This is a genomic window from Cellulomonas persica (assembly GCF_007989825.1).
GTDB lineage: Bacteria > Actinomycetota > Actinomycetes > Actinomycetales > Cellulomonadaceae > Cellulomonas > Cellulomonas persica.
The window spans coordinates 68,524-93,598 of record NZ_BJUA01000006.1 but is presented as its reverse complement, the minus strand read 5'-3'; the positions used below and the strand labels follow the sequence as shown (position 1 = coordinate 93,598).

The following is a 25,075-nucleotide window of genomic DNA, read 5'->3' as shown; positions in this document are numbered from 1 at the left end:
GGGGGAGCGGTCAGGCGGCGTCGGACGCGGGCACCGCGTGCGGGCCGGTCGCGAGCGTGACCTGGGTGGGCGCGGTGCGCCACGACGTGCGGGCGACCTCGTCGAGCGAGGCGACGGACGCGACGACCGTGGTCCCGGCGGCGGCGAGCGCCTCGAGCCGGGACCAGACCGTCGCGCGGCGGGTCGAGTCGTGCACCTGGTCGACGTCGTCGACGACGAGCAGGCGCGGGTCCTGGGCCATCGCGAGCGTGAGGCGCAGGAGCAGCGCGTCGACCTCGTCGAGGTCCCAGACCACCGTCTCGACGCGCGGCACGGGACGCTCGCCGTACACCGGCTCGGCGAGGGCGCGGAACGTGCGCTGGTCGACGCGCGGCACGCGGCGGTACCACGGGGCGAGCCACGTGAGCCGCTCGCGGACCAGGTCACCGACCGTGACGCCGTCGTCGAGGTCGTCGATGCCGGCGAATCCCGCGACCGCGGCGAGCCGCTGCACCACGGCGCGGTCGCGCGGCAGCGAGCACCCGAGCACGGTGACGTCCGACTCGACGTCCGGCACCATCCGCCCGGCGAGGGTGAGCAGCAGGCTCGAGCGGCCCGCGCCCTGGGGTCCCTGCACGACCGTCAGCGTGGCGGCGGGCAGGTCGAGGTCGACCGGTCCGTACACGACGCCGCGCGCACCGGTCAGGCGGAGCCCGCGCGCGTGGACGGCCGCGGGAGCACCGGGGCTCGGTGCGGCGTCCGGGTCGGTGACGTGCTCGTCGTGCGGGACGGTGCGAGTGGCGTGCTGGGGGGTCACTGTTCCTCCTGACTGACCGGTCAGTACAAAACGATAGACCCGCTGTCGCGTCGCCTGCTGCGTCGGGCGGTGTCTGTCTGGTCACACGCGCAGGCGGCACGCGCCCCCGCGCGTGGACCGCGCCGACCTCGGCACGCGCGGCGTGCGAGGATTCTCGGCATGGCGATGCGAGAGATCCGGATTGTCGGCGACCCCGTGCTGCGCACCCCGTGCGACCCGATCACGACGATCGACGACCGCGTGCGCTCACTCGTCGAGGACCTGCTCGAGACCGTCGACGCCGACGGCCGTGCGGGTCTGGCGGCCAACCAGATCGGCGTCGGGCTGCGCGCGTTCTCCTGGAACATCGACGACGAGCTCGGCTACGTGCTCAACCCGCAGATCGTCGAGCTCTCGGAGGACGAGTACCAGGACGGCGACGAGGGCTGCCTGTCCGTCCCGGGCCTCTGGTTCCCCACGCACCGCGCCTGGTACGCGCGCGTCGTGGGCACCGACCTCGACGGCCGCGAGGTCGTCGTCGAGGGCACCGAGCTCATGGCGCGGTGCCTGCAGCACGAGGTCGACCACCTCGACGGGCTGCTCTACCTCGACCGCCTCGAGCGCTCGGTGCGCAAGAAGGCGATGCGGGCCATCCGCGAGCAGCTCTGAGCCCGCCGATCACGGCTCGGCTCAGCGGTGCATGACGCGCCGCGAGAGCCGGTTGCCGATCGCCTGCGCGGCCTGCACGAGCAGGATGATGACGACGACCGTGATCCACACGACCGCGAAGTTCCAGCGCTTGTAGCCGTAGTCGAGCGCGAACGCGCCCAGCCCGCCGCCGTCGATGATGCTCGCCAGCGCGGACATGTCCACGACCGCGACGAACACGAACGTGTAGCCCAGGATCAGCGGGCCGAGCGCCTCGGGGACGAGCAGCGTGGTGATGATCCGCCAGCGCGTCGCGCCGGTGGCGCGCGCGGCCTCGATCACGCCCGGGTCGATCGCGACGAGGTTCTGCTCGACGATCCGCGAGACGCCGAACGTCGCGGCGAAGGACATCGCGACGACCATCGCGGTGCTGCCCAGCCGCGTGCCGAGCAACGTGACGGTCAGCGGCGCGATCACCATGAGCAGGATGAGGAACGGGATCGGCCGGAACACGTTGACCAGCAGGTTGAGCACCGCGAACACGCCGCGGTTCGCGAGCAGGCCGCCGCGCCTCGTCGTGTAGAGCCCGAGCCCCAGCACGAGCCCCAGCGCGCCGCCGATCACGAGCGTCGCGCCGACCATGTAGAGCGTCTCGCCGAGGGACTCGACGAGCTTGGGTCCGTGGAACGACCAGTCGAAGCCCTGGTCCGCCTGTGCCACCGGGATCATCGGACCTCCTCCACCGTCGTGACCTGACGCAGCCGCGTGATCAGGTGGTCGACGGACGGGTCGTCGCCCTGCAGGGCGAGGGTGAGCGAGCCGAACGAGCGGTCCTGCAACGTGCCGATCCCGCCGTAGACGATCTCGAACGCGACCCCGAGCTCGCTCGCCGAGCCGAGGACCGCACCGAGCGTGCTGCCGTCGAGCACGTCGGCGGTCACGATGCGGCCCTCGTGGTGGCGGCGCAGGCGGTCGAGGTCCGCAGCGCGCGGCCGGTCGTGCAGCACCGTCGAGACGAACCGCCGCGACACCTCCGCGCGCGGCTTGGTGAAGACGTCGAAGACCGTGCCGAGCTCGGCGAGCCGGCCGTGCTCGAGCACCGCGACGCGGTCGGCGATCGAGCGCACGACGTCGAGCTCGTGGGTGATCACGACGATCGTGACGCCGAGCTCGGTGTTCACCTTGCGCAGCAGGCGCAGGACGTCCTGGGTGGTCTGCGGGTCGAGCGCGCTCGTGCACTCGTCGGCCAGCAGGATCGACGGGCGCGCCGCGAGTGCGCGCGCGATGCCGACGCGCTGCTTCTGCCCACCGGAGAGCTGGCTCGGGTGGTCGTGCGCACGTGAGAGCAGGCCGACGAAGTCGAGCAGCTCGGCGACCCGGCGGTCACGCTCGGCGCGGGGCCACCCGGCGACCTTGAGGGGGAAGGCCACGTTGCCCGCGACGGTGCGCGACGCGAACAGGTTGAACTGCTGGAAGATCATGCCGATGTGCCGCCGCTTGAGCTCCAGCTCGCGCTCGGAGAGCGTCGTGACGTCGTCTCCGTCGACGACGAGCCGGCCCGACGTCGCGCGTTCGAGGCCGTTGATCAGCCGGACGAGCGTGCTCTTGCCGGCTCCCGAGTAGCCGATCACGCCGAACACCTCGCCGTGCTCGACGGTCAGGGAGATGCCGTCGACCGCCCGGACGGGACCCGACGGTGCGTCGAACACCTTCGTGACCTCGTCGAGCTCGATGATGGGGGACATCGCGTACCTCTCGCAGGACGGACGGGTGTGCCGCGGGTCGCGGTCGGTGACGAGCCGGTCGGGCACCGTGCTCGTGCGGACCGCGACCCGCGGCGAGGGCTCAGCCGGCGGAGCGCAGGTTCTCCTGCGTGGTGGCCAGGACGTCCTGCAGCTTCGCTGCGTCGTAGCCCTCGACGATCACGGCGGTGCCACCCGAGGACTCGACGACCGACTCGAGCACCGACGGGTCGTGGTACAGCTCGACGATCCGCTGGTACACCGGGTTGTCGACGTCGTCCGCACGCGCGGCGATCACGTTGATGTACGGCTGCGCACCGGGCGAGTGGGGGTCGTCGGCGTAGACGTAGCCGTCCAGGTCGAAGCCCGCGTCCGTCGCGAAGTTGTTGTTCACGACGACGCCCGCGATGTCGGGGTCGGCGATCAGGCCCGCGGTCTGCGAGGCCTCGACAGGTCGCACGACGACCGTCGAGGCGTCGGTGTCGACGTCGTCGGGCGTCGGGACCGCCGGCTCGCCCGAGAACTCGATCAGGCCGGCCGACTCGAGCACGAACAGCGCGCGTGCCTGGTTCGTCGAGTCGTTCGGGATCGCGACCTGCTCGCCCTTCGTGAACTCCTCGACCTTCTCGTGCTTCTCGGAGTACAGCGGCAGCGGCACGATCAGCGTCGAGCCGATGGGCTGCAGGTCGTCGCCGGTGTTGTTGTTGTGGTCGGCCAGGTACAGCACGTGCTGGAACGCGTTGAGGTCGATCTCGCCGTCGGCCAGCGCCGGGTTCGGCTGCGTGTACTCGGAGAACCCGACGAGCTCGAGCTCGATGCCCTCCTTCGCGGCGAGGTCCTTGAGGATCTCCCAGTGCGGCTGCGCGATGTCGGTCGTGCCGAGCCGCACGACGGTCGGCTCGCCCGACGCGGTGCCGCTGCCCGCCGCCGGCGCGTCGTCGGAGTCGCGGTTGAGCAGGAAGGCCGTCGCGGCGCCCGCGACGACGACCGCTGCGACGACGACGCCGGCGATCAGCCCGCGCCGTGAGCCGCGGGACTTGGGAGGCAGGACCGGTGCGGGGGCGTCAGTCGGGTTCGGGGTCTCGGACATGGTGGTCTCCAGGGCGAGGGGCACAGGGGGTGTGCCGTGGCGGACGGTGGACGGGACGGTCGACCGTGGGCGGGGAGCTGCAACGAGCAGCGGGGGGTGCTGGTGTGCCGGGAGTGCGGTAGGCGCACGACCGCGGCGGACGACGTGCGGCGGCGACGCCACCGGTTGCGTCAGGGACGCGAGCGGGGCGCCGGCGCAGCAGCTAGGGACGCGGCGTGCAGCCGGTCGGACGGCTCAGCGGTCGGACGGCCAAGCGGTCGGACGGCCTGGAGCGGTCCGACGGCTCAGGGCCGGGCGGCTCAGAGCGAAGGCATCGAGAGACACGCGGCACGCAGACACATGACGCCCGTGCCCGAGGGCGCGGTCGTCCAGGTGTCCGTCGTCTGCGTGCGCATCGTCGACCTCTCGTCAGGCGGCCGGGGCCGCGGGGCTCGGCGCAGGGCCGAGCGGATGATCGGCGTCGCGCCGATCCGTGGCGAGTCAAGACCACGGCGGACACGCGTGTCAAATGCCGACTCGGCCAGTGGGATATGCCCAGATCAGGACGAGACGCGTCACCCGCGTGGGCGACGCGCCGCACGGTCGCTTGGCGCGGTACGCGCTCGTCGTGCATCCTGTCCACGTACGCCGCGAGCGCCACACGTGGTCCGGTCGGGCGGGACGAGGTCGTTGGGGAAGGCGAACCTCGAGCCGCTGATGGAGGACGACATGGCAGGTGCGATCACCCGCGGTGTACTTTTCGTGCACTCGGCACCCCGCGCGCTGTGCCCGCACATCGAGTGGGCGGCGGGCAACGTGCTGGGTCAGCGCGTGTCGATGGACTGGACGGAGCAGCCGGCCGGCCCGTCGTTCTACCGTGCCGAGCTCTCCTGGCAGGGCACCCCGGGCACCGGCGCGAGGCTCGCCTCCGCGCTGCGCGGCTGGGCGCACCTGCGGTACGAGATCACCGAGGAGCCGAGCCACGGCGTCGACGGGTCGCGCTGGAGCCACACGCCGGACCTGGGCATCTTCCACGCCGCGACCGACGTGCACGGCAACGTCGTGGTCCCCGAGGACCGCATCCGCGCGGCTCTCGAGCACGCCGGCGACCCTGTACGCCTGCGTGCCGAGCTGGACCTCGCGCTCGGGCAGGCGTGGGACGACGAGCTCGAGCCGTTCCGGTACGCCGGTGCCGGGGCGCCCGTGCGCTGGCTGCACCGCGTGGGCTGACGACTCGCGCCACCTGCGCCGGCGACGGCAGCAGACGACGAGAGGGGCGTCCCGACCGGGACGCCCCTCTCGTCGTGCTCGTGTCGTGCTCTCGTCGTGCCGCCGTCAGGCGGACGTGACCACCAGGGCGACGTTGTGGCCGCCGAAGCCGAACGAGTTGTTGATCGCGGCGATGTCCCCGGCCGGCAGCGCGCGCGGCGTGTCGCGGACCAGGTCGAGCACCAGCTCGGGGTCCGGCTGCGCCACGTTGATGGTCGGGGGAGCCTGGCGCTCGTGCAGGGCCAGGACGGTGAAGATCGTCTCGAGCGCACCGGCGCCACCCAGCAGGTGGCCCGTCATCGACTTCGTGGCCGAGAGCGCGACGTGGTCCGCGTCGTCGCCCAGCACGCCGCGGATCGAGCGCGCCTCGATGAGGTCGCCGACGACGGTCGACGTGGCGTGCGCGTTGACGTGCACGACGTCCGTCGCCGCGACGCCCGATTCCCGGAGCGCGGAGCGCATCGCGCGGATCTGCCCGTCGCCGCTCGGCTCGGGGGACGTGATGTGGTACCCGTCGGCGGACAGGCCGACGCCCGCGATCCGGGCGTAGACGCGCGCACCGCGCGCGGCGGCGTGCTCGGCGCTCTCGAGGACGACGACGCCCGCGCCCTCGCCGATGACGAAGCCGTCACGGTCGACGTCGTACGGGCGCGAGGCGCCCTGCGGGTCGTCGTTGCGCAGCGAGAGCGTGCGCGACGCGGCGAACGCCGCGATCGGCATCGGGTGGATGGTCGCCTCGGTGCCGCCCGCGATGACGACGTCGGCGCGGCCCGCGCGGATCATGTCGACGCCGTAGCCGATGGCCTCGGCGCCCGACGCGCACGCCGAGACGAGCGCGTGCGCGCCCGCCTTCGCACCGAACTCGAGCGAGACGAACGCGACGGGGGAGTTCGGCATGAGCATCGGCACGGTCATGGGCAGGACGCGGCGGGCGCCCTTCTCCCGCAGCACGTCCCAGCCGTCGAGCGTGGTCCAGATCCCGCCGATGCCCGACGAGACGACCGCACCGAGGCGTTCGCCGTCGACGTCCGGGGCGCCCGCGTCGCCCCACGCCTCACGCGCCGCGATGATCGCGTACTGCGTGGAGGGGTCCATGCGCTTGAGCTCGGGGCGCTCGAGCACCTCGCTCGGCTTGACCTTGATGGTCGCCGCGAACTCGACGGGGATGCCGTACTGCGCCGACCAGTCCTCCTCGAACCGGCGTGCGCCGGACTCGCCGGCGAGCGCCGCGGCCCACGTGCTCTTCGCGTCGCCGCCGAGGGGGGTGGTGGCGCCCAGTCCGGTGACGACGACGTCGGTCGTGTGGCTCATCGCTGCTCCCAGTGAGGTCGGGTCCCGGTCTCGCGGGTGTGGAGGGCGGCCACCGGGCAGGTGGCCCGGTGGCCGCCGGTCCGTCCGCGCGGCGCGCGGGACGGATCAGATGTCGTGCCGCCCGGAGCGGTGCTCAGGCCGGCGTCGTGCTCGAGCGCGAGGCTCAGGCCTGCGCGTTCGTGATGAAGCTGACCGCGTCGCCGACCGTGGCGAGGTTCTTGACCTCGTCGTCGGGGATGCGCACGTCGAACTTCTCCTCGGCGAGCGTGACGATCGTCATCATCGACAGCGAGTCGATGTCCAGGTCGTCGGTGAACGACTTCTCCGGCTGGACCGCGTCGGTCGGCAGGCCGGTCTCCTCGCTCACGATCTCGGCCAGACCGGCCAGGATGTCCTGCTCGCTGTACGCCATGGGTGTCTCCTTCGTGGTGCCGTTACGGGTCGGACGAACGGTACAGCCGGGGTGGCCGGACCGACGGTGTGCGGGCCGCCGGGAGCGGCCGAGCGTCAGGGCAGGACGACGACCTGCGCGGCGTAGACGAGGCCCGCGCCGAAGCCGATCTGCAGCGCGAGCGCGCCCGAGGCGACCTGCCCCTCGCGCAGCAGGCGCTCGGTCGCGAGCGGGATCGACGCGGCCGACGTGTTGCCGGTGTCGGCGATGTCGCGCCCGACGACGACGGTCGACGGCAGCTTGAGCTGCTTGATCATCTGGTCGATGATCCGCATGTTCGCCTGGTGCGGGATGAACGCCTCGATGTCGTCCGCGGTCACTCCGGCGGCGTCGAGCGCCTTCTGCGCGACGGGAGCCATCTGCCACACGGCCCACTTGAAGACCGACTGGCCCTCCTGGCGCAGCGTCGGCCAGCCGGCGCCGGTCTGCGTGTCCTTCCAGGAGTGCGTCTGCCGGATCGTCTGCGCCTGGCTGCCGTCCGAGCCCCAGATCGTCGGGCCTATGCCGGGCGTGTCGGACGGGCCGATGACGACCGCGCCCGCGCCGTCCCCGAGCAGGAACGAGATCGAGCGGTCGGTCGGGTCGATGAAGTCGCTCATCTTCTCGGCGCCGATGACGAGCACGTGGCGCGCCGAGCCGGCGCGCACGAGCGCGTCGGCCTGGCCGATCCCGTAGCAGTAGCCGGCGCACGCGGCCGAGATGTCGAACGCCGCGGCGGGGGTCGCGCCGATCCGGTCGGCGATGATCGCCGCGCCGGCCGGCGTCTGGTGGAAGTAGGTGACCGTCGACAGGATGACCGCGTCGATGTCCGCGCCCGTCAGGCCGGCGTTCGCGATCGCCTCGCGTGCGGCCCGCTCGGCGAGGTCCAGGACGTCGGTGTCGGCACCCGCACGCGCACGGGTCACGATGCCCGTGCGCTGACGGATCCACTCGTCGGACGAGTCGATCGGGCCGGCGATGTCGTCGTTCGTCACGAGGTGCTCGCCGCGCACGCCCCCGATCCCGAGGATCCGGGTGTGGGCGGGGCCGGTGCTCTGCGTGAGGGTGGGACGGGTCACGACGACTGCTCCTGGCTGCTCGCGGACGCGGAGGTGCCCGCGTCCGGGGTGGGTCCGGCGTGACGGCGCACGAGGTCACGTGCGGCGTCCAGGTCGGCGGGTGTCTTGACGGCGACGGTCTCGACCCCGGGCAGCGTACGACGCGCCAGCCCGGTCAGGACACCGCCGGGTGCGACCTCGAGCAGGCCGGTCACGCCGAGCTCGAGCAGGGTCGCGCAGCACAGGTCCCAGCGCACCGGGTGCGCGACCTGCGCGACGACGAGGTCGAGCGCACGTGCGCCGGAGGGCACCACCGAGCCGTCGGAGTTCGTCAGGAGCGTGACCGCGGGCTCGCCGGGCGTCACGGCGTCGGCGGCCGCGCGGAGCTCGGCGACCGCGGGCGCCATGTGCTCGGTGTGGAAGGCGCCCGCGACCTGCAGCGGGATCACGCGGGCCTTGGCCGGCGGCTCGGCGGCGAGGGCCGCGAGAGCGTCCAGCGTGCCCGCCGCGACGACCTGGCCGCCGCCGTTGACGTTGGCGGGGACGAGCCCGTGGCGCTCGAGCGTCGCGAGCACCTCGTCCGGGTCGCCGCCCAGGACCGCGCTCATGCCGGTCGGCGTGACCGCGGCGGCGCGTGCCATGGCCGAGCCGCGCACGGCGACGAGCCGCAGCGCCTCCTCGTCGGTCAGCACGCCGGCGACCGCAGCGGCCGCGAGCTCGCCGACCGAGTGCCCCGCGGTCGCGTCGACGCGGTCGGTGACGGCCGCGCCGAGCGCGTCGTCCTGCGGGACGTCGAGCACGGCGCGCAGGCTCGCGAGCGCGGACGCGACCAGCAGCGGCTGTGCGACCGCGGTGTCGCGGATCGTGTCCGCGTCCGACGTCGTGCCGTGCGCGACGAGGTCGAGCCCCGTCGCGTCGCTGGCGCGCGCGATCGAGGTCGCGAAGGAAGGCAGCTCGAGCCAAGGGGCGAGCATGCCGGGGGACTGGGCACCCTGTCCGGGGCAGACGACGACGAGCACCCGTCAACTGTGCCCGCTGCGAGCGGCATGACCGGGTGGCGCCGCGCACCGAGATTCCAGCGAGGCGTTGTGCGTGTCCTACAAGACGACGCCCGCGGGCGTCACGGCTCGCCGACGCCCGGGCGTGCGCGGGGCGTCAGTCCGTCGCGTCGAGGCGGCCCACGGCGAGCGCGGTCTGCAGCACGTACGACTCGCGCGGGTCGAGCGGGTCCCACCCCGTGACGTCCGCGACGCGCTTGAGCCGGTACCGCACCGTGTTGGGGTGCACGTACAGCGACCGGGCCGCGGCCTCGAGCGACCGGCCCGTGCCGAGGTAGGCGGAGATCGTCTCGAGCAGCGCGCCCTGGCTCGCCGCGAGCGGCTCGTAGGCCTGCGCGACGAGCGTGCGCCGGGCCAGCGGGTCGCCGACGAGCACGCGCTCGGGGAGCAGGTCGTCGGCCGCGACCGGGCGCGGGGCCTGCGGCCAGGCGGCCGCGGCCTGCAGCCCGGCGATCGCGGCCCGTGCCGAGGCGGCGCTCGTCGTGATGTCGGCGACGAGCGGCCCGATCACGACCGGGCCGGGGCCGAACCGCGGCAGCAGCGACGTGACGGCGGCACGCAGGTCGCCCTGGCCGCCGAGGAACACGACGAGGCGGTCGCCTTGGATCCCGACGAGGGCGTCGTCGGCGGCGCGGCGCGTGGCTCGTCGCAGGTCCGCGGCGCGGACCTCGTCGATCGGCGCCGCGGTCGTGCCGACGACGACGAGCGTCTGACCACGTCCGCTCCACCCGAGCGCGGCCACGCGCGAGCGCGTCGAGTCGTCCACGTCGCCGCGTACCAGGGCGTCGACGACGAGCGCCTCGAGCCGCGCGTCCCACGCGCCGCGGACCTCGGCGGCGCGTGCGTAGACCTCGGCCGCGGAGAACGCGACCTCGCGCGAGTACAGCAGCACGGCCTCGCGCAGCTCGCGCTCCTCGCCGGGCGCGGCGAGGCGGTCCGCATGCGTCTCGACCACGTCGACGACCACGCGCACGAGGTGCAGGGTGTGCTGCAGCGAGATCGAACGCGTGAGCTCGGGCGGCGCGCTCGCGAAGATGTCGCTCACGCCGTGCGGCGGGCGCGACGAGTCGGCGTACCAGGCGATGAACGAGCTGATGCCCGCCTGCGCCACGAGGCCCACCCACGAGCGGTCCTCGGCGGGCAGTGCGCGGTACCAGTCCAGGTCCTCGTCGAGCCGGCGCATGGCCGCGGCCGCGAGCAGGCCGGCGCCCTCGCGCACGCGGCGCTGGGTCTCGGTCGGTGCCACGGTCGCGGGCTGACCGGACGTCCCGCCGGTCGTCGCGGCGCGCGCGCCGGAGGGTTCGACGGTTCGGGCCATGGGCCGAGCATAGGGGGCGCGGTTGTGGGAAGTCGACAAAGGTCACGTGCGCTGACTCCCGTCGCGGCACGCGTCACGGGGGCGGACCAGTCGTCCCGGTCCGCCCGGAAGGCCCGTCTCGACCGGGACGACCGGACCAGACCGGGTTAGGGTCGCTGCATGGCTCTGCTGCCCCGCCTACGACAGCTCATGCGTCGGCCGTCGTCCGCGTCGCGTGTCGGTGCCCGCCGTCCGACCAGCACCGCGCGGCGTGGCGACACGTTGCACGAGGACGCACTGCGGTCGATGCTGTCCGACGACCCCAACAACGTGCGCGCCTTCGCGGCGCTCGCCGAGATCGTGCGCCGCCGTGCCGCGGAGACGGGCCCGGACGGCGACCCGCTCACCGCACCGCAGGACGAGGTCGCGCGTCAGCGCGCCGCCGACCTGGCGGTGTGGTCGCTCGGCGAGGAGCTCGCCGGCAACCCACGCGCCTGGTACCCGCTGATCGAGGTCGCGCGCCTGTCGGTGCACGACGACCACGAGGGAACGCTGCGTCGCCTCACGACGGCGGCCGAACGTGACCCGTCGGGTGCCGCGCTGGTCGAGGCACTGCAGCTCCTGCGCGAGGCGGGCAAGCCCGTCGACGCGCTCGGGCTCGGGATCGGGCACTGGCGGCCGCGCGAGCACGCGCCCGAGGTCGCCCGCCAGCTCGTGCACGCCGCGATCGAGGCGGACCGCCCCCTCGAGGCCAAGCAGTACGTGACCAACCTCGACCTGTACCCCGACCAGGCCGCGGTCGCCCGGCTGCGCGCGGAGCTCCAGCAGGTCGTCGCCCAGGCCCGGCAGGCGATCCCCGGCACCTGACCGCGGGACCCGCTCCGCCTGCGGGGCAGCCGGACCTCGTCCGGACACGACGAAGGGGGCCGGCACAGCGCCGGCCCCCTTCGTCGTCCGTCGGACGTGGGTCAGCTGTCGCCACCCGTGTTGCCGGACGTGCCGGCCGTGACGTCGTGCAGGCGGTAGCGCTCGATCGCCTGCGCGGGCGCCTCGGGTGCGACGGCCCCCGAGCGCGCGAGCTGCTGCAGCACGCGCACCGCGGTCGACGGGCCGTCGATCTTGAAGTGCCGGCGAGCGGCGGCGCGCGTGTCGGAGAAGCCGAAGCCGTCCGCACCGAGCGTCGCGTACGGGCCCGGGATCCACGCGCGCACCTGGTCGGCCACGAGGTGGTCGTAGTCCGTCGTCGCGACGAACGGACCCTCGGCGCCCGCGAGCTTGGTCGTCAGGTACGGGACGCGGGGCTCCTCGCCCGGGTTCAGGAACGCCTGCTCGTCGGCCGCGAGCGCGTCACGACGCAGCTCGTTCCACGACGTCACCGACCAGACCGCGGCACGCACGCCCCAGTCCTCGGCCAGCAGCTTCTGGGCCTCCAGCGCCCACGGCACCGCCACACCCGACGCGAGGATCTGGGCGCGCGGCCCGTCACCCTCGGCGGGGGACAGCAGGTAGATGCCCTTGAGGACGCCCTCGACGTCCAGGCCCTCCGGCTCGGCGGGCTGGACGATCGGCTCGTTGTAGACCGTGAGGTAGTAGATGACGTCACGGTCGCGGCCGCCGTTGTCCGGTGCGTACATCCGGTCGATGCCGTCGCGCACGATGTGCCGCAGCTCGTACCCGTACGCCGCGTCGTAGTGCACGACGTGCGGCATGGTCCCCGCGAGCAGCGGCGAGTGGCCGTCGGCGTGCTGCAGGCCCTCGCCCGTGAGCGTGGTGCGGCCTGCGGTCGCGCCGATGAGGAAGCCGCGCGCCATCTGGTCGCCGGCCGCCCAGAACTGGTCGCCCGTGCGCTGGAAGCCGAACATCGAGTAGTAGAAGTAGAACGGCACCAGCGGCTCGCCGTGCGTCGCGTACGACGTGCCGACCGCCTGGAACGCCGAGGCCGAGCCGGCCTCGTTGATGCCGGTGTGCATGATCTGCCCGGACTCGGACTCCTTGTAGCTCAGCATGAGCTCGCGGTCGACCGCGAGGTAGTGCTGGCCCACGGTGTTGAAGATCTTCGCGCTCGGGAAGATCGAGTCCAGGCCGAACGTGCGGGCCTCGTCGGGGATGATCGGCACCAGGCGGTGACCGAACTCCTTGTCCTTGAGCAGGTCCTTGAACAGGCGCACGAGCGCCATCGTCGTGGCGACCTCCTGGTGCCCCGAACCCTTGGCCAGGCTCTCGTACTTCTCCGGCCCGGGCGTCGTGACCGGCTTGTGCGTCGAGCGACGCTCGGGCACGAAGCCGCCGAGCTGGCGGCGCCGCTCGAGCATGTACTGGATCGCCTCGTCGTCCGACCCCGGGTGGTAGTACGGCGGCAGGTACGGGTTCTCCTCGAGCTGCTCGTCCGTGAAGGGGATGTGCAGCGTGTCGCGCAGCAGCTTGAGGTCGTCGATCTTGAGCTTCTTCATCTGGTGGGTCGCGTTGCGACCCGCGAAGCCCGAGCCCAGCCCGTAGCCCTTGATCGTGTGCGCCAGGATGATCGTCGGCTGGCCCGTGTGCTCACGCGCCGCCTTGTAGGCCGCGTAGATCTTGCGGTAGTCGTGACCGCCGCGCTTGAGCGCCCAGATCTCGTCGTCCGTCATCTTCTCGACGAGCTGCTTGGTCCGCGGGTCGCGGCCGAAGAAGTTCTCGCGGATGAAGGCACCGTTCTCGGCGCGGTACGTCTGGAAGTCGCCGTCGGGCGTGGTGTTCATCAGGTGGACCAGCGCGCGGTCCTTGTCGGCGTTGAGCAGGACGTCCCACTCACGGCCCCAGATGACCTTGATGACGTTCCAGCCGGCGCCGCGGAACTCGGCCTCGAGCTCCTGGATGATCTTGCCGTTGCCGCGCACGGGGCCGTCGAGGCGCTGCAGGTTGCAGTTCACGACGAACGTCAGGTTGTCGAGGTTCTGCTGCGCCGCCAGGTGGATCAGGCCGCGCGACTCGGGCTCGTCCATCTCGCCGTCGCCGAGGAACGCCCACACGTCCTGCTGGCTCGTGTCCTTGATCCCGCGGTTGTGCAGGTAGCGGTTGGTCCACGCCTGGTAGATCGCGCCCGAGGGACCCAGGCCCATCGACACGGTCGGGAACTCCCACAGGTCCGGCGCCAGGCGCGGGTGCGGGTACGACGGCAGGCCGCCGCCCGGGTGCGAGAGCTCCTGGCGGAAGCCGTCGAGCTGGTGCTCGGTGAGCCGGCCCTCGAGGAACGCGCGGGCGTACACGCCGGGCGAGGCGTGGCCCTGGAAGTAGACCTGGTCGCCGCCGCCGGGGTGGTCCTTGCCGCGGAAGAAGTGGTTGAGGCCGACCTCGTACAGCGTCGCGACCGACGCGTACGACGAGATGTGCCCGCCGACGCCGATGCCGGGACGCTGGGCGCGCGTGACCATCACGGCGGCGTTCCAGCGGTTCCACGAGCGGTAACGCCGCTCGATGACCTCGTCGCCCGGGAAGTACGGCTCGTTGTGGACCGCGATCGTGTTCACGTACGGCGTGTTGAGCGACGCCGGGATCGCCACGTTCTTCTCCCGCGCGTGGCGCAGGAGGCTCATGAGGACGTACCGCGCGCGCGGCCCACCCTTGGCGTCGATGAGCCCGTCGAGGGACTCGACCCACTCGCCGGTCTCTTCGGGATCGATGTCGGGTACCTGGCTGAGCAGGCCGCCGATGAGCGGGCCTGTCTCGTCGATCTGAGCCACCAGTGCTCCTCGCCTCTCGTCGGCGCGCGGGCCGCAGCGGCCTCGGCGCACATCGTCGGCCCGGCCCCGGGCGCTCACGGCTGGCGGCCGCGTGCACGGGTGCGGGTAGTCCGCCCCATTGTCGGACCCTCGACGCCCGAAAGTCACACGCGGGTCATGCGTCGGGCACGTGACGTCCGCGACACCGCGGACGTGTCACACCCCGCCGCGCCCTGCGCGCAGACGCTGACGCGCAGGGTCTTGCCAGGTGGCGCGTGCTGCGGTGGGCTAGGTTGTGCGCACACCGAGAGGCCTGCTCGCTGGGGGAGGCCGTGACGAAGGGATCGGACGGGACGTGTCAGCCAGTGCGGATGCCGGGCAGCAGCAGGCTGCCCGTCTGGGCTTCTCCTCGGGTCAGGTGATCCAGGAGATCGGCTACGACGACGACGCCGACGAGGCCCTCAGGGAGGCCCTCGAGGCCGTCACCGGCACGGAGCTCGTCGACGAGGACTACGACGACGTCACCGACGGTGCGATCATCTGGTTCCGCGAGGACGACGGTGACCTGACCGACTTCCTCGTCGACGCCATGACGGTGCTCGACGACAACGGCCCGATCTGGGTCTTCTCGCCGAAGGCCGGCCGGCCCGGGCACGTCTCGCACTCCGACATCGAGGAGGCCGCGACCACGTCGGGCCTGCACGCGATGTCGACGTTCGCGATCGCCCCCGACTGGTCGGCGACGAAGCTGGGCACGCGCGGACGCGGCAAGTGACCGAGCGCGAGGGCGCGCTCGTCGTCGGTGAGCCGGCTCCCGGCTTCACCCTGCCGGACACGCACGGTACGCCCGTCACCCTGGCCGACCTGCGGGGGACCCCGGTCGTCGTGGTGTTCGTGCCGTTCGCGTTCTCGGGGACGTGCACGGGCGAGCTGTGCGAGCTGCGGGACAACATCGCGGACTTCGACGCCGCGGGCGTGCGTCTGCTGGTCGTGAGCTGCGACCCGATGTTCTCGCTGCGCGCATGGGCGGAGCACGAGGGGTACACGTTCGACCTGCTCTCGGACTTCTGGCCGCACGGCGAGGCCGCGCGGGCGTACGGCGTGTTCGACGAGTCGAGCGGTCACGCGCTGCGCGGCTCGTTCCTGGTGGACGCCGAGGGCGTGCTGCGCTGGAGCGTCGTCAACGCACGCGGTCAGGCGCGGCCGCTCGCGGCGTACCGCGAGGCGCTCGCGTCGCTCTGACGCAGGCGTCCGCGTCGCACGCAGGTCACCTGCAGGTCGCCGCGCGCGGAGCACGGGCTAGGCTGGGGCGGTGCGCTCCTGCTGTCGTCCGTGACGATCCCCCCGCCCGGATCCGTCGTCGCGCGTGCGCGCGGCCAGCCAGAGGACAGCAGCCATGAGATACGCCTCCCGCATCACCGACCTCGTCGGGAACACCCCGCTCGTGCAGCTGCACGCGGTGACCGAGGGCGTCGCCGCCACGGTGCTCGCGAAGGTCGAGTACCTCAACCCCGGCGGGTCGTCGAAGGACCGCATCGCGGCGCGCATCATCGACGCCGCCGAGCGTGACGGCCTGCTGCGCCCCGGCGGGACGATCGTGGAGCCGACCAGCGGGAACACAGGCGTCGGCCTCGCGCTGGTCGCGCAGCAGCGCGGGTACCACTGCGTGTTCGTCGTGCCCGACAAGGTCGGCGAGGACAAGCGTGCGGTGCTGCGCGCCTACGGCGCCGAGGTCGTCGTGACGCCCACGTCCGTCGCGCCCGACGACCCGGAGTCCTACTACTCGGTGTCGGACCGGCTCACGAAGGAGATCCCCGGCGCGTTCAAGCCGAACCAGTACCAGAACCCGAACGGCCCGCTCAGCCACTACGAGACGACCGGACCGGAGATCTGGCGCGACACCGACGGGCGCATCACGCACTTCGTCGCGGGCGTCGGCACGGGCGGCACCATCAGCGGCACGGGTCGGTACCTCAAGGAGGTCTCCGGCGGAGCGGTGCGCATCGTCGGCGCCGACCCGGTCGGCTCGGTGTACTCCGGCGGCACCGGCCGTCCCTACCTGGTCGAGGGCGTGGGCGAGGACTTCTGGCCGGGCGCGTACGACCCGTCGGTGGTCGACGAGGTGCTCGCCGTACCCGATGCCGAGTCGTTCGAGCTGACGCGCCGCCTCGCGCGCGAGGAGGGCCTGCTCGTCGGCGGGTCGAGCGGCATGGCCGTGGTCGCGGCGCTGCGCGTCGCGCGCGACCTGCCCGCCGACGCCGTCGTCGTCGTGCTGCTGCCGGACGGTGGGCGCGGCTACCTCGGCAAGATCTTCAACGACTCGTGGCTGCGCTCGTACGGGTTCAGCGCGTTGCCCGAGGAACGCACGGTGCGCGACGTCGTCACCGCCAAGACCGGCGCGCTGCCCGCGCTCGTGCACGCGCACCCCGGCGACACCGTGCGCGACGCGATCGCGATGATGACCGAGTTCGGCGTCTCGCAGCTGCCCGTCCTGACCGCCGAGCCGCCCGTGGTGATCGGCGAGGTCGTCGGCGCGGTCGACGAGGAGTCGCTGCTCGAGAAGGTGTTCCTGGGCGAGGTCGAGATGGGCGACCCGGTCTCCGCGGTCCTGCAGGACGGCCTGCCGCAGATCGGCGCGAACGAGTCCGTCGGGCAGGCACGCAAGGCGCTGTCGGAGGCGAGCGCGCTGCTCGTCGTCGACGAGGGCGCCCCCGTCTCCGTCGTCACCCGAGCCGACCTCCTGACCTTCCTGAGCCGCTGAGGAGCCCCCGCATGAGCCACGACCGCCCGGCCGACCAGGGGTTCGAGACCCTCGCGATCCACGCGGGTCAGGACCCGGACCCGACCACGGGTGCCGTCATCCCGCCCGTCCACCTGAGCTCGACGTTCGCGCAGGACGGCATCGGCGGGTTGCGCGGCGGGTACGAGTACGGCCGCTCGGGCAACCCCACGCGCACCGCGCTCGAGACGCAGCTCGCGGCGCTCGAGGGTGGCACGCACGCGCTGTCGTTCGCATCCGGCCTCGCCGCCGAGGACGCGCTGCTGCGCGCCGCGCTGCGGCCCGGGGACTCGCTGCTCATCGGCAACGACGTCTACGGCGGCACGTACCGCCTCGTGTCGCGCGTGCTCGGCCCGTGGGGCATCACGCACCGGGTCGTCGACCTCACCGACCTGGACGGCGTGCGCACCGCGCTCGCGGAGACCGGGGCGCGTCTGCTGTGGGTCGAGACGCCGTCCAACCCGTACCTGAGGGTCAGCGACATCGCCGCCCTCGCTGAGCTCGCGCACGCGGCCGGCGCGCTGCTCGTCGTCGACAACACGTTCGCGACGCCCGCGCTGCAGCGCCCGCTCGCGCTCGGCGCGGACGTCGTCGTGCACTCGACCACCAAGTACCTCGGTGGGCACTCCGACGTCGTCGGGGGCGCCGTGGTGCTGCGCGACGCCGAGCTCGCCGAGCAGGTCAAGTTCCTGCAGTTCGCCGCCGGCGCGGTCTCCGGCCCGCTCGACGCGTGGCTCACCACGCGCGGCATCAAGACCCTCGCGGTGCGCGTGCAGCGCCACGGCGAGAACGCCCTGGCGGTCGCCCACGCGCTCGCCGCGCACCCGAAGGTCGCGCGCGTGCACTACCCGGGCCTGCCCGAGCACCCCGGTCACGAGCTCGCCGCGCGCCAGATGACGGGGTTCGGCGGCATCGTCAGCCTCGAGCTCGCCGACGGAGCCGCAGCCCGCCGGTTCGCGGAGTCGACCCGGCTGTTCACCCTCGCCGAGTCGCTCGGCGGGGTGGAGTCGCTGGTCAACCACCCGGCGAGCATGACCCACGCGTCGGTCAAGGGCACCGAGCTCGAGGTGTCGGAGGCGGTCGTGCGGCTGTCCGTCGGCCTGGAGTCCGCCGACGACCTCGTCGCCGACACCGCCGCAGCCCTCGAGCAGGTCTGACGCCTCCTCCCGCCCGTCCGGCACGCGTGGCGGGCAGCGTGGGTGCCCGTCCGGACGGCCCGGTAGGCTGTGCCGCCGTCGGGTGCGTGGTCGCGCGTCCGTAGGGGCCTGTAGCTCAGCTGGTCAGAGCACCGCGCTTACACCGCGGGGGTCGCCGGTTCGAACCCGGCCGGGCCCACGTCGGATGGCTCGTCGCTGCGCAGCCACATACGGTTCACGTCATGCCTGACATCCACGTCACCGTCGACGGTTCGGACAGCGCGCAGGGGACGCCGGACGCGCCCCTGCGGACGATCAGCAGGGCGGCGCGGCTCGCGCGGCCGGGGGACACGGTCGTCGTGCACGAGGGCGAGTACCGCGAGTGGGTCCGTCCCGCGCGTGGCGGCCTGTCCGACGAGCGTCGCATCACGTACACCGCGGCGCCGGGTGAGCACGTCGTCGTGAAGGGCTCCGAACGTGTCACCGGGTGGGAGCCGGACGGCGGCACGGTGTGGCGCGTGCGCATCCCGAACACGCTGTTCGGCGAGTTCAACCCGTTCGTCGAGCGCGTCGAGGGGGACTGGGCCATCTACGAGCCCGGCGCGCCGCGCAAGCACCTGGCCGACGTCTACCTCGACGGGCGCTCGTTCTACGAGGTGCACTCGCGCGCCGAGGTCCACGACCCGGTGCGCCGCGACGCGGTGCTCGACGTGTGGACGGGGCGCACGGTGCCGACGCACGAGCCCGAGCAGACGGTGTTCGTCTGGTACGCGGAGGTCGACGAGGACGGCACGACCGTCTGGGCCAACTTCCACGGCGCCGACCCGAACGACGCGCTCGTCGAGGTCAACGTGCGCCGGTCGGTGTTCTACCCCGACCGGCACCACCTGGACTGGATCACGGTCCGCGGCTTCGAGCTCGCGCACGCCGCGACCCCGTGGGCACCGCCGACCGCCGACCAGCCCGGGCTGATCGGCCCGAACTGGGCCAAGGGCTGGATCATCGAGGACAACCTCATCCACGACGCGAAGTGCTCGGCGGTCTCGCTCGGCAAGGAGGCCTCGACCGGCGACAACTACTCGTCGCAGCGCGGCGACAAGCCGGGCTACCAGTACCAGCTCGAGTCGGTGTTCGCCGCGCGGCACATCGGGTGGGACCGCGAGCACATCGGCTCGCACGTGGTGCGGCGCAACACCATCGTCGACTGCGGGCAGACGGGTGTCGTCGGGCACCTGGGATGTGTCTTCTCGACGATCGAGGACAACCACATCCACCGGATCGCGCTCAAGCGTGAGTTCTTCGGTCACGAGATCGCCGGCATCAAGCTCCACGCCGCGATCGACACGCAGATCCGGCACAACCGCATCCACGACGCGAGCCTCGGCATCTGGCTCGACTGGCAGACGCAGGGCACACGCGTGAGCCGCAACCTGCTGTACGACAACAACCGGGACCTGTTCGTCGAGGTGTCCCACGGTCCGTACGTCGTCGACCACAACGTCCTCGCGTCGGCGGCGTCCGTCGAGGTCGTCGCGCAGGGCGGTGCGTACGTGAGCAACCTCGTCGGCGGCACCGTGCGCCTCGAACCGGTCCCGGACCGCTCCACGCCGTACCACGTGCCGCACTCGACGCAGGTGGCCGGGTACGCGGTGGTCGAGGGCGGCGACGACCGGTGGGTCGGCAACCTGTTCCTGGGCGGGGACGTCGACGACGCGTACGCCCCGGGCGGCGGGTTCCACCGCGCGGCCCGGCACGGCACGGCCGGGTACGACGAGCACCCGACGACGTCCGAGGAGTACCGCGACGGCCTGGACCCGCGGCTCGGCGACCACGCCCGGTACCGCGGCAGGCCGCTGCCGGTGCAGCTGCGCGACAACGTGTACGCGAATGGCGCCGAACCGTTCCGCCGGGAGGTGCGGCCGCAGGTGCTCGAGGCCGACGACGAGGTGCAGGTGACGCTCGCGGACGAGGGCGACGAGGTGTTCCTCGAGATCACCCTGCCGGAGGGCCTCGAGCTCGACGGCGCGTCGCCCGTGGACGGCGCCGCGCTGGGCTTCGCGCACTTCCCCGATGCCGCGTTCGAGCACCCGGACGGATCGGTGCTGCGGGCCGACGTCGACCTGGTCGGCACCGTGAAGTCCCGCGACGGGTCCTACCCGGCGGGCCCGCTCGCGGACCTGCGCGCGGGTCTCGGGCGGGTCCGCGTCTGGTAGCCGGCTGGGCGGGTGCTCAGGCCCGGCGTCGCGCGACGGGTGGATCGTCCGCGCCGGCCGCCGGGGGTACGGCCGGCGCGGACGACGAGGTCACCGGCCCAGGATCCGGGCGAGGAACCCCTTGCCGGTCGCAGCGGTCGGTGCCTCGTCGGCGTGGCCGGGGCACCACTGGGCGGGCGGGACCTGGCGTCGGACGTCCTCGACGTGCTGGCCGCAGCCGGTCCAGGTCGTCTTGCCGCACTGCCGGCAGGTGGTCGGTGAACACATGAGCTGCTCCTCGTGGTGGGGTCGTGCTGGTGGTCGGTGGGTCGGCCGGTCGGGGATCAGGACCGGGTGAGGCCGGGGTCCGGCGAGGGTCAGGCGAGGGTCAGGAAGAGCTTCTCGAGCTCCTCGGTCGTGATGCCCTCGGCCTGGTTGACCCCGTCGGGGTCGGCGACGCAGTCCTTCATCGCGGTCGCGATGATCGTGAAGCCCGCGCGGTCGAGCGCCGCGGAGACGGCTGCGAGCTGGGTGACGACGTCGCGGCACGAGCCGCCCGCCTCCACCGCGTCGATCACGGCGTTGAGCTGGCCGCGGGCTCGGCGCAGACGGTTCAGGACGCGTCGCTGGGCGTCGGGGTCGTTCGGGGCCACGGGTGCTCCTCGGGGTGCGGGACGGGCGGAGAGGTCGGGGCGAGAATCACGCCCCGACGAGCGCAGGGGTGACGAGCGTGCTCGAGGCGCGGTCGCCGAGCGCGGCGCGCAGGGTCAGCATGCCGCCGGACAGTGACGCGGAGTCGAGACCTGCCTGCGTCAAGATGCGGTGCGCGATGGCGGAGCGGACGCCGGACGCGCACAGCACGCGCACCGGCCGGCCCTGGGCGGCCTCGCGGACCTCGTCGAGGCGTCCGCGCAGCTCGGTGTGCGGGATGTTGAGCGAGCCCGGCAGGTGCCCGGTGGCGTACTCGGCGACGGTGCGCGTGTCGAGCAGCAACGCCTCCGTGCGGACCTGGTCGAGGTCCTCGGCGTACCAGAGCCGCAGGGTGCCGTCGAGGACGTTCGAGCCGACCATGCCCGCGAGGTTGACCGCGTCCTTGGCCTGCCCGTACGGAGGGGAGTACGCCAGGTCCAGGTCGATGAGGTCGTCCACGTGCAGGTGCGCGCGGATCGCCGTGGCGAGGACGTCGATCCGCTTGTCGACGCCGTCGTCCCCGACGGCCTGTGCTCCGAGGAGCAGCCCGGTCCCGGCGTCGACGTGCACGACGAGGTGGACCTGGCTCGCGCCGGGGAAGTACCCGGCGTGCTGCAGCGGGTGCAGGTGCAGCGTGCGGTAGGCCCGACCGGCCCGGTCGAGCGCCGCCCGGTTGGCGCCGGTCGTCGCCGCGGTGAGGCCTCCGACGCGCACGATCGCGGTCCCGAGCGGGGCGGGGATCGGGCGCGCGGTGCCCGGGCGCAGGATGTCGTCGGCCACGAGCCTGCCCGCTCGGTTGGCGGGTCCCGCGAGCGGGACGGGGCGGCGCACTCCGGTGACCGCGTCGGTGGAGACGACCGCGTCGCCGGCGGCCCACACGTGCTCCGCGGACGTCCGTCCGTGCTCGTCGACGACGATCGCGCCGTGCTCGCACGCGATCCCCGACGCCTCGAAGACCTCGGTGCTCGGGCGCACGCCCACGGACAGGACGACGAGGTCCGCCGCGACGCGCGTGCCGTCGGCCAGGACGACGACGTCGTGGTCGACTCCCGGCTCGATCGCCGATGCCGCCACCCCGGTGCGGACGGTGACCCCGAGTGAGCGCAGCTCGTCGGTGACGAGGTGCGCGAGCTCGTGCTCGAGCGGGGGCAGCACGTGCTCGGCGAGCTCGACGATCGTGACGTCCACGCCACGACGCGCGAGAGCCTCGGCGGCCTCGAGCCCGATGAAGCCCGCGCCGAGCACGACCGCACGGCGTGCCCCGTCGTCGACGAGCCCGCGCAGGGCGACCGCGTCCTCGACGGTGCGCAGGGTCCGGACGCGGGGGGAGTCGAGGCCCTCGACGGCGGGCCGGATGGCGCGCGCGCCCGGCGCGAGGACGAGCGCGTCGTAGGGCAGGTCGAACGCGCCCTCGGCCGTCTCCACGCGCACCGACCGGCGCTCGAGGTCGACCGCCGTGACCTCGTGCCCGGTCCGGACGTCCAGGTCCAGCGCGGCGCGCAGCGACTGGGGGGTCTGCACGAGCAGGCGCTCGGCGTCGCCGATCTCGTCGCCGACGTGGTACGGCAGGCCGCAGCTCGCGAACGAGACGTGCGCCCCGCGTTCGAGCACGACGATGTGCGCGGTCTCGTCGAGGCGGCGGGCGCGCGCGGCGCAGCTCATGCCGCCCGCGACGCCGCCGACGACCACGATCCGCCGTGCGCTCTCGGGACGCGCCTGGTCGTCGGGCGCCGGAGTTGTCGCTGCTGTGCTCATACCGCGATCCTACGATACCCCCGGGGGTATTCCAAGCATGGGTGGGTGTCCCTGGTCACCCCGCCCGTCACGCGATACTGACCCCGCCCGGACGCGCCAGGCCCACGACCGGGCGCCGGACCGCACGTGAGGGGACGCCGCATGACCACCGACACCGGTACGGCACTGCGGGTCTGCGCGCTCGCCGTGCGACCCGTGAAGTCCCTGCGGGGCGTCGACGTCGCGAGCACGTCGCTGGACCGGCTCGGCCCGCGCGGGGACCGGCGGTGGATGGTCGTCGACGACGACGGCGACACCGTGACCGCGCGCGAGGTCCCGGCCATGCTCGGGCTCACCGCGACGCCGCTCGACGGCGCGATCGAGCTGTCGGCGCCGGGCCGTGCCTCGCTCGTCGTCCCCGAGCCGCACGGCGGCCCGCGTCTCGACGTGACGCTCAGCCGGGTCGGCTGGGCGACGGCCTGCGCCCCCGAGGCGGACGCGTGGCTCTCGGAGGCCCTCGGCCGGCGCGTGCGTCTCGTCTGGCTCGACGACCCCGCGCGGCGCTCGGTCTCGACCGACCACGGCGGCCGGCCGGGCGACGCCCTCAGCTTCGCCGACGCCGCACCGGTACTCCTGACGACCACCGCGTCGTTGGCCGCGCTCAACACGTGGCTCGCCGACGAGCGGGGCCACGAGCCGCTTCCCATGGAGCGGTTCCGGCCGACGCTCGTCGTCGACGGCGACCTCGAGCCCTTCGTCGAGGACGGATGGGCGCGGGTACAGGTCGGGGACGTGGTGCTGCGGTTCGCGGAGCGCTGCGACCGGTGCGTCATGACCACCGTGGACCTCGATACGCTGCGCACGACGAAGGAGCCGACGCGCACGCTGGCCCGGCACCGACGCTTCGAGGGCAAGGTCTGGTTCGGCGTGCGGCTCGTCCCGGAGTCGGCGGGGGTGCTGACGGTCGGCGACCCCGTCGTGCCGCGCGCCTGAGCCCGGGCTCGTCGGAGCTCAGGCGTCGGGTCGCTCGCGCGAGTCGACCACCTGGGTGCCTGCGAGCAGGCCCGACAGCCCGCGGCGCGTGAACGCGACCGTCACCACGGCGGCGCCGGCCAGCGTCCAGCCCGCGACCGTGAGGCGGCTCGCGAGGTCGTCCGGCAGCCTTTCGACCGACGACGCCGACACCAGGACCCACCACAGACCGCCGACGACGAGCGCGCGGGCGAGGCTCCTGGGCCGCCCGGCACGCACGGCCCGTCCGTGCTCGTCGACCGACACGGGCTCGAGCCACACCACACGTTGCCCCCAGGACGCACCCGAGCCGAGCAGCGCGGGGAGCACGAGCACGACGACGAACGGCAGGACGACGCTGAGCCACCCCGCCTGCGCCGTGGCGATCTCCACCCGGCTCGCGCCGCCCACGGCGAGCAGGACGCGTGCGCCGACCGTGACCGCGGCACCCAGGGCGAGCGCGGCCCCGGCGTCGAGCGCCATGCCGGTCCACCGGCGCCACACGCTGACCGGACGTGGCAGCCCGCGCTCGGTCGCGAGCGACGACGAGGACGGCACGACGTGCAGGACGAGCGGTGCGAGCACGGCACCCAGGAACGCGCCCGCGGTGTTGGTGATCACGTCGTCGACGTCGCCCACACGGTACGAGCACCCGATGAGGCCGAACACGCCCGTGTACTGGGTCGCCTCGATGACCAGCGAGGTGGCCAGCGCGGCGATCGTCGTGAGCGCCACACCCCAGCGCAGCAGGACGCGCACGAGCACGCCGAACGGCACGAACAGCAGGACGTTGAACGCGACCTGCAGGAACACGACCGACCGCAGGGTCGCGCGTGAGCCGATCTCGGCGCGCACCGCGCGGATGTCGCGCAGCATCTGCAGCGGGTCGCCGTTGTGGTCCGCGACGTGCGCGGCGCACCACGCGGCGCGGTCACCGGTCGGCAGCGGCAGGAGGGTGTAGGCGACGAGGGCGACGACGTACACGCACGCGGCCGCGACCGTGAGCAGCCGCAGGAGCGACGGCCGGCCGTACGCGCGGAACTGCCACACGAGCGCGGGCACGAACAGGACGACGAAGAGCGCGGTCCCGACGAGCACGCCCGTGTACGCGGGCCATGTCCACGCTTCTCTCACGGCCACAACCTAGAGCGCCCTGCGCGCGGTCCCGGGCCGAGGCAGTC

At 73.2% G+C, this 25,075-nt stretch carries 23 protein-coding genes and 1 tRNA gene; 10 read left to right on the top strand and 14 right to left on the bottom strand.

Annotated features, from left to right (window positions below; all coding sequences use genetic code 11):
* Window positions 1-10 precede the first annotated feature (10 nt).
* Complete coding sequence (locus CPE01_RS07530; protein ID WP_186811458.1) at window positions 11-796, bottom strand: AAA family ATPase; 786 nt, start codon at window positions 794-796, stop codon at window positions 11-13.
* A 159-nt stretch (window positions 797-955) separates the two neighbouring features.
* Between CPE01_RS07530 and def the strand changes: the two genes are divergently transcribed.
* Window positions 956-1,444, top strand: coding sequence for a peptide deformylase (gene def, locus CPE01_RS07525; protein ID WP_146806035.1), 489 nt, complete (start codon window positions 956-958; stop codon window positions 1,442-1,444).
* Between the two features lie 21 nt (window positions 1,445-1,465).
* On the opposite strand, the gene CPE01_RS07520 is transcribed toward def, so the two are convergent.
* The 3 genes from CPE01_RS07520 to CPE01_RS07510 all read right to left on the bottom strand — a co-directional run bounded on the left by CPE01_RS07520 (window position 1,466) and on the right by CPE01_RS07510 (window position 4,255).
* Window positions 1,466-2,152, bottom strand: a complete 687-nt coding sequence (locus CPE01_RS07520; protein WP_146806034.1) for a methionine ABC transporter permease — start codon at window positions 2,150-2,152, stop codon at window positions 1,466-1,468.
* Window positions 2,149-3,168, bottom strand: a complete 1,020-nt coding sequence (locus CPE01_RS07515; protein ID WP_146806033.1) for a methionine ABC transporter ATP-binding protein — start codon at window positions 3,166-3,168, stop codon at window positions 2,149-2,151. Before CPE01_RS07515 ends, CPE01_RS07520 begins: the two co-directional genes overlap by 4 nt.
* Window positions 3,169-3,268: 100 nt before the next feature.
* On the bottom strand, window positions 3,269-4,255 hold the full coding sequence (locus tag CPE01_RS07510) for a MetQ/NlpA family ABC transporter substrate-binding protein (protein ID WP_146806032.1): 987 nt from the start codon (window positions 4,253-4,255) through the stop codon (window positions 3,269-3,271).
* Window positions 4,256-4,963: 708 nt separating this feature from the next.
* On the opposite strand from CPE01_RS07510, the gene CPE01_RS07505 reads away from it, so the two are divergent.
* A complete protein-coding gene (locus CPE01_RS07505; RefSeq protein ID WP_146806031.1) occupies window positions 4,964-5,464 on the top strand; it encodes a DUF3145 domain-containing protein in 501 nt (166 codons plus the stop codon).
* 105 nt (window positions 5,465-5,569) lie between these two features.
* Here the strand turns inward: CPE01_RS07505 and CPE01_RS07500 are convergent, their stop codons facing one another.
* The 5 genes from CPE01_RS07500 to CPE01_RS07480 all read right to left on the bottom strand — a co-directional run bounded on the left by CPE01_RS07500 (window position 5,570) and on the right by CPE01_RS07480 (window position 10,678).
* A complete protein-coding gene (locus tag CPE01_RS07500) occupies window positions 5,570-6,814 on the bottom strand; it encodes a beta-ketoacyl-[acyl-carrier-protein] synthase family protein (RefSeq protein ID WP_146806030.1) in 1,245 nt (414 codons plus the stop codon).
* A 163-nt stretch (window positions 6,815-6,977) separates the two neighbouring features.
* Window positions 6,978-7,226 (bottom strand): acyl carrier protein, encoded by a 249-nt coding sequence (locus tag CPE01_RS07495; RefSeq protein WP_146806029.1) that lies wholly within the window; start codon window positions 7,224-7,226, stop codon window positions 6,978-6,980.
* Window positions 7,227-7,321: 95 nt separating this feature from the next.
* Window positions 7,322-8,323: a beta-ketoacyl-ACP synthase III gene (locus CPE01_RS07490; RefSeq protein WP_146806028.1), complete on the bottom strand. Its 1,002-nt coding sequence runs from the start codon at window positions 8,321-8,323 to the stop codon at window positions 7,322-7,324.
* Window positions 8,320-9,321: an ACP S-malonyltransferase gene (locus tag CPE01_RS07485; protein WP_146806027.1), complete on the bottom strand. Its 1,002-nt coding sequence runs from the start codon at window positions 9,319-9,321 to the stop codon at window positions 8,320-8,322. Before CPE01_RS07485 ends, CPE01_RS07490 begins: the two co-directional genes overlap by 4 nt.
* A gap of 136 nt (window positions 9,322-9,457) precedes the next feature.
* Complete coding sequence (locus CPE01_RS07480; protein WP_246783800.1) at window positions 9,458-10,678, bottom strand: PucR family transcriptional regulator; 1,221 nt, start codon at window positions 10,676-10,678, stop codon at window positions 9,458-9,460.
* Window positions 10,679-10,837: 159 nt separating this feature from the next.
* Between CPE01_RS07480 and CPE01_RS07475 the strand changes: the two genes are divergently transcribed.
* Complete coding sequence (locus CPE01_RS07475) at window positions 10,838-11,524, top strand: hypothetical protein (RefSeq protein ID WP_186811457.1); 687 nt, start codon at window positions 10,838-10,840, stop codon at window positions 11,522-11,524.
* Between the two features lie 101 nt (window positions 11,525-11,625).
* Here CPE01_RS07475 and aceE read toward each other — a convergent pair whose 3' ends face one another.
* Window positions 11,626-14,373 (bottom strand): pyruvate dehydrogenase (acetyl-transferring), homodimeric type, encoded by a 2,748-nt coding sequence (gene aceE, locus CPE01_RS07470; protein ID WP_146806026.1) that lies wholly within the window; start codon window positions 14,371-14,373, stop codon window positions 11,626-11,628.
* A gap of 334 nt (window positions 14,374-14,707) precedes the next feature.
* On the opposite strand from aceE, the gene CPE01_RS07465 reads away from it, so the two are divergent.
* The 6 genes from CPE01_RS07465 to CPE01_RS07440 all read left to right on the top strand — a co-directional run bounded on the left by CPE01_RS07465 (window position 14,708) and on the right by CPE01_RS07440 (window position 20,480).
* Complete coding sequence (locus tag CPE01_RS07465) at window positions 14,708-15,127, top strand: DUF3052 domain-containing protein (protein WP_146806025.1); 420 nt, start codon at window positions 14,708-14,710, stop codon at window positions 15,125-15,127.
* Window positions 15,124-15,594 carry a peroxiredoxin gene (locus CPE01_RS07460; protein ID WP_146806024.1) on the top strand — a complete coding sequence of 157 codons (471 nt, stop codon included), beginning with the start codon at window positions 15,124-15,126 and terminating at the stop codon, window positions 15,592-15,594. Before CPE01_RS07465 ends, CPE01_RS07460 begins: the two co-directional genes overlap by 4 nt.
* 154 nt (window positions 15,595-15,748) lie before the next feature.
* Window positions 15,749-17,113 (top strand): cystathionine beta-synthase, encoded by a 1,365-nt coding sequence (locus CPE01_RS07455; RefSeq protein WP_146806023.1) that lies wholly within the window; start codon window positions 15,749-15,751, stop codon window positions 17,111-17,113.
* An 11-nt stretch (window positions 17,114-17,124) separates the two neighbouring features.
* On the top strand, window positions 17,125-18,288 hold the full coding sequence (locus tag CPE01_RS07450) for a cystathionine gamma-synthase (protein WP_146806022.1): 1,164 nt from the start codon (window positions 17,125-17,127) through the stop codon (window positions 18,286-18,288).
* Between the two features lie 104 nt (window positions 18,289-18,392).
* A tRNA-Val gene (locus tag CPE01_RS07445) sits at window positions 18,393-18,466 on the top strand.
* 43 nt (window positions 18,467-18,509) lie between these two features.
* Entirely contained in the window at window positions 18,510-20,480 is a 1,971-nt protein-coding gene (locus tag CPE01_RS07440; RefSeq protein WP_146806021.1) for a right-handed parallel beta-helix repeat-containing protein, read from the top strand.
* Window positions 20,481-20,570: 90 nt separating this feature from the next.
* On the opposite strand, the gene CPE01_RS16415 is transcribed toward CPE01_RS07440, so the two are convergent.
* The 3 genes from CPE01_RS16415 to CPE01_RS07430 all read right to left on the bottom strand — a co-directional run bounded on the left by CPE01_RS16415 (window position 20,571) and on the right by CPE01_RS07430 (window position 22,904).
* Window positions 20,571-20,747: a DUF8730 family Cys-rich protein gene (locus CPE01_RS16415; RefSeq protein ID WP_186811456.1), complete on the bottom strand. Its 177-nt coding sequence runs from the start codon at window positions 20,745-20,747 to the stop codon at window positions 20,571-20,573.
* A gap of 89 nt (window positions 20,748-20,836) precedes the next feature.
* Complete coding sequence (locus CPE01_RS07435; RefSeq protein ID WP_146806020.1) at window positions 20,837-21,112, bottom strand: metal-sensitive transcriptional regulator; 276 nt, start codon at window positions 21,110-21,112, stop codon at window positions 20,837-20,839.
* A gap of 46 nt (window positions 21,113-21,158) precedes the next feature.
* Complete coding sequence (locus tag CPE01_RS07430; protein WP_146806019.1) at window positions 21,159-22,904, bottom strand: FAD-dependent oxidoreductase; 1,746 nt, start codon at window positions 22,902-22,904, stop codon at window positions 21,159-21,161.
* Between the two features lie 141 nt (window positions 22,905-23,045).
* Here CPE01_RS07430 and CPE01_RS07425 point away from each other — a divergent pair, with 141 nt between their 5' ends.
* Window positions 23,046-23,876 carry an MOSC domain-containing protein gene (locus CPE01_RS07425; RefSeq protein ID WP_186811455.1) on the top strand — a complete coding sequence of 277 codons (831 nt, stop codon included), beginning with the start codon at window positions 23,046-23,048 and terminating at the stop codon, window positions 23,874-23,876.
* Window positions 23,877-23,894: 18 nt separating this feature from the next.
* Here CPE01_RS07425 and CPE01_RS07420 read toward each other — a convergent pair whose 3' ends face one another.
* A complete protein-coding gene (locus CPE01_RS07420; protein WP_186811454.1) occupies window positions 23,895-25,028 on the bottom strand; it encodes a VanZ family protein in 1,134 nt (377 codons plus the stop codon).
* Window positions 25,029-25,075: the final 47 nt, after the last annotated feature.

Bases quoted from the DNA above. Each gene is read 5' to 3' on its own strand.
- CPE01_RS07455 (WP_146806023.1), top strand. From the start codon at position 15,749: ATGAGATACGCCTCCCGCATCACCGACCTCGTCGGGAACACCCCGCTC.
- CPE01_RS16415 (WP_186811456.1), bottom strand. From the start codon at position 20,747: ATGTGTTCACCGACCACCTGCCGGCAGTGCGGCAAGACGACCTGGACC.
- CPE01_RS07475 (WP_186811457.1), top strand. From the start codon at position 10,838: ATGGCTCTGCTGCCCCGCCTACGACAGCTCATGCGTCGGCCGTCGTCC.
- CPE01_RS07480 (WP_246783800.1), bottom strand. From the start codon at position 10,678: ATGGCCCGAACCGTCGAACCCTCCGGCGCGCGCGCCGCGACGACCGGC.
- CPE01_RS07495 (WP_146806029.1), bottom strand. From the start codon at position 7,226: ATGGCGTACAGCGAGCAGGACATCCTGGCCGGTCTGGCCGAGATCGTG.
- CPE01_RS07500 (WP_146806030.1), bottom strand. From the start codon at position 6,814: ATGAGCCACACGACCGACGTCGTCGTCACCGGACTGGGCGCCACCACC.
- CPE01_RS07425 (WP_186811455.1), top strand. From the start codon at position 23,046: ATGACCACCGACACCGGTACGGCACTGCGGGTCTGCGCGCTCGCCGTG.
- CPE01_RS07520 (WP_146806034.1), bottom strand. From the start codon at position 2,152: ATGATCCCGGTGGCACAGGCGGACCAGGGCTTCGACTGGTCGTTCCAC.
- def (WP_146806035.1), top strand. From the start codon at position 956: ATGGCGATGCGAGAGATCCGGATTGTCGGCGACCCCGTGCTGCGCACC.
- CPE01_RS07505 (WP_146806031.1), top strand. From the start codon at position 4,964: ATGGCAGGTGCGATCACCCGCGGTGTACTTTTCGTGCACTCGGCACCC.
- CPE01_RS07450 (WP_146806022.1), top strand. From the start codon at position 17,125: ATGAGCCACGACCGCCCGGCCGACCAGGGGTTCGAGACCCTCGCGATC.
- CPE01_RS07430 (WP_146806019.1), bottom strand. From the start codon at position 22,904: ATGAGCACAGCAGCGACAACTCCGGCGCCCGACGACCAGGCGCGTCCC.
- CPE01_RS07515 (WP_146806033.1), bottom strand. From the start codon at position 3,168: ATGTCCCCCATCATCGAGCTCGACGAGGTCACGAAGGTGTTCGACGCA.
- CPE01_RS07510 (WP_146806032.1), bottom strand. From the start codon at position 4,255: ATGTCCGAGACCCCGAACCCGACTGACGCCCCCGCACCGGTCCTGCCT.
- CPE01_RS07440 (WP_146806021.1), top strand. From the start codon at position 18,510: ATGCCTGACATCCACGTCACCGTCGACGGTTCGGACAGCGCGCAGGGG.